This window comes from Butyrivibrio sp., assembly GCF_024699075.1.
Genome location: NZ_JAILQF010000397.1, coordinates 1 through 3,249 on the forward strand (window position 1 = coordinate 1; position 3,249 = coordinate 3,249).

3 protein-coding genes are annotated in these 3,249 nt (G+C 38.0%); all 3 read left to right on the forward strand.

Annotated elements, in window-relative coordinates; genetic code table 11:
• Nucleotides 1–969: MATE family efflux transporter (locus K6G87_RS15925; RefSeq protein WP_296839464.1), on the forward strand; the 969-nt coding region annotated here is incomplete at its 5' end.
• A gap of 452 nt (nucleotides 970–1,421) precedes the next feature.
• A complete protein-coding gene (locus K6G87_RS15930) occupies nucleotides 1,422–1,751 on the forward strand; it encodes a PadR family transcriptional regulator (protein WP_022754015.1) in 330 nt (109 codons plus the stop codon).
• A gap of 1 nt (nucleotide 1,752) precedes the next feature.
• Nucleotides 1,753–3,168: an FtsW/RodA/SpoVE family cell cycle protein gene (locus tag K6G87_RS15935; RefSeq protein WP_296839468.1), complete on the forward strand. Its 1,416-nt coding sequence runs from the start codon at nucleotides 1,753–1,755 to the stop codon at nucleotides 3,166–3,168.
• Nucleotides 3,169–3,249: the final 81 nt, after the last annotated feature.

Genomic DNA, 3,249 nt, shown 5'->3' on the forward strand with positions numbered 1-3,249 from the left:
GAGGCATTCGATTTTGCAAAGACATACGTAGATATAATCTTTATGGGAATCCCATTTCTTGTATTCTATCAGTTCTTTGCTGCAACACTTAGAAGTCGCGGCAATAGCCATGTTCCGCTTATCGCAATGACAGTGTCATCGATTTGTAACATCGCACTTGATTATCTTTTCATATGCATATTCCACATGGGAATAGCAGGCGCAGCCCTTGGAACTATCCTGTCTGAGTGCGTGGTAATGATCATATGCGGATATAGTCTGTACAGATCTGATATGGGCATTCGTAAAGCAGGTGCAGACAACAGTTTTAAAGCTCAAGGTGCATACAAAGAGCTTATCTTCATAGGCCTTCTAATGGCGCTTCAAAGCGTTATTACAGCTATCGGAGGACTTATCGTCATAAGGAATGTCAATAATTATGATATTGATTTCCTGACAGGCTACACTATTGCAGGCAAAATCTACGCCCTTTTAGAGATCGCGGCATCATCATATGGAATGGCTGTTGTGGCTTATGTATCACAAAATCATGGAGCAGGCCACAAAGACAGGATTCGCTTGGGTGTAAGATACAGTCTTGCACTGGGCGTAATCACAGCACTCATCTGCTCGATTATCATGATATTCTTTGGCGAAAAAGGTATGAGCCTCTTTGTAGAAAACAAAAATGTTTCACCTGATGTCTTTATGTATGGACGAGAATATCTGTTTGTACTTGGACTATTCTATCCGCTACTTTACATTCTCTATATAGTAAGGTCTGCGCTGCAAGGCATAGGCAATACATTTGTTCCCATGATCTCAAGCTTTGGACAGCTCATAATGAGAGTGTTTTGCGCAGTTATATTAACAAGGTTCATAGGCTGCAGCGGTATCTACTACGGAGAAATATCTGCATGGGTACTAGCCGATTTAATACTGATATCAACATACATATACCAGATGTATATAAGAAATCCGCACGGTTAAAAAATCCTAGGTTCTAGCCTATTTCTGAAACTGGCGGTTAATAAATGATTTTTTTGTCTCTCGAGTTTTGTAATTCAAGGCACAATAAAAGGAGATTTATATTCTAGGGTCCGAAACTCGCTACGCTCAAACATGCGGTCCCTAGACAGAATATAAATCTCCTTTTATCATGCTCTTGAATTTTATAAAACTCTCAAAGTCACAAAAATCATTTATTAACCGCCAGCTTCAGGAATATTCAAGGTTGTAGTGATATTTTAACTGTGCGGATTTTGTGCATATTAAAAGTAAAAAAGTGATTGACATATATAGGTGGTCGATATAATATATAGATAATCTATACAATATATCGGCTGCCTATATAATATCAATCAAACTATATTTAATCACACAAGCCTTCATTAACAATCAGGAAGCTTGCGTAGACAAATAATTAAGATACGGAGGACTTTATGGCTATTGATAAATCACTAATTTCCGGAAGTATGACTATGCTGATTTTAAAGCTCTTGTCTGAGAAAGACATGTATGGCTACGAGATGATCGACACCCTTCGTAAGAAATCTCAGAACATTTTTGAACTTAAGGCAGGCACTCTTTACCCTCTTCTTCATAACCTTGAAGAGAATAATTTCGTAACGGTATATGAGCAGGAAGCCCTTGGCAAAGTCAGGAAGTATTACAGCCTTACCAAACAAGGTAAAAAAAAGCTTGAAGAAAAGACTCAGGAATGGAACACCTATCAGAAAGCGGTTTGTAACGTACTTGTAATGGAGGCTTGAAATGGAAGAATATTTAAAGGCAGTAATAGAACAGATCCGGTGTAAGAACGTAAGACCATATGTTGAGAGAGAACTGCGTGACCACCTGGAAGACCAGATTAATGACAATATCGCAAGCGGAATGGATAAGGATGAAGCTGTAAGGGCAGCAGTAAAGGATATGGGGGATCCCATAGAAACCGGAATTGCACTAGATAGAGTTCACAGACCTAGTATTGCGTGGGGGATGATAGCTCTTGTATTTGTTATTAGTATTGCTGCTGCGCTTGTACACTTTGCAATTGCAAGTGGTGCTGAGGGTAGTGTTTATAACCAGTCCAGTAAAACGATGGTCATGTTTGGAGCAGGTTTTCTTGTAATGCTTGCTATATATTTTGTTGATTATACGCATGTTGCAAGATTTTCAAAATCGATTGCTCTTTGTCTGATCGGTCTTTGTATCTATGCAAGAATGTTTGGAACATACATTAACGGAGCACAGTTATGGGTCAGAGCTTTCTTCATAGATATTAATGTTGAAGCTGTGATGATGCTGTATGTACCTGTATTTGCAGGTATACTTTATAAATACAGGAATGCAAATATTCAAGCAGGTAAGGATTTATCTGGCAATGACCTTAATGAAAGTGATTCTTCAATCAAAAGGCATAAGTTTTCAATAAAAAAGCATAGCGCAGTTTTTGATTTTATTAAGATACTGTTCTGGATGATCGTCCCTGTATTTTTTGTAATGCAGATGCCAGCACTTGTAACAGCTCTTATGATGCTGATATCAATGCTTACACTACTTACGATCGCAATAGCAAAAGGCTGGTTCAAGTTTTCAAAGCCTATAGCAATAGCATCAATATGGGGCGTATTTGTAGGACTTCCGGTGATCGGATCTGTAGTTATGTTCTTTGGTAACGGATTAGCAGATTATCAGAAAGCAAGGCTCGTAGCTTTTTTTACAGGCAGCGGCGAGGCAAGTTATCTTACTAATGTATTAAGAAATGTAGCAGCATCCTGCAGATTCTATGGAAGTAACGGAGTAGATGCAAGTATTACAATACCTGAATATAACTCAGCATACGTTCTTTCATATATATCAATTACATACGGGCTGATCGCAGGAATACTTATTGCATGCGCACTTGCAGCTCTTATAGCAATTGTCTTTGGAATATCACTTAAGCAGAAGAATCAGCTTGGAATGCTTATGGGATGCGGCTGTGGTATGGTACTTCTTGTAACTACTTTTATCAACATCTTTGAAAACCTTGGATGGCTCCCGCCTTCAAGAACATTCCTGCCACTTATGTCTTCCGGCGGAAGCTATATCATAGTTACGTATATGTTGATTGGAATAGTTATTAGCATATACAAATACAAAAGTATTTATCCAAAACATATATCTGTGGACTATAAGATTTTGTGACTACATAATTTTTTAAAACAATTAAACTAAAAATGATAAAAAACCGGCAACATGTGATAAAAAGTTGCTGGTTTTTCTTTG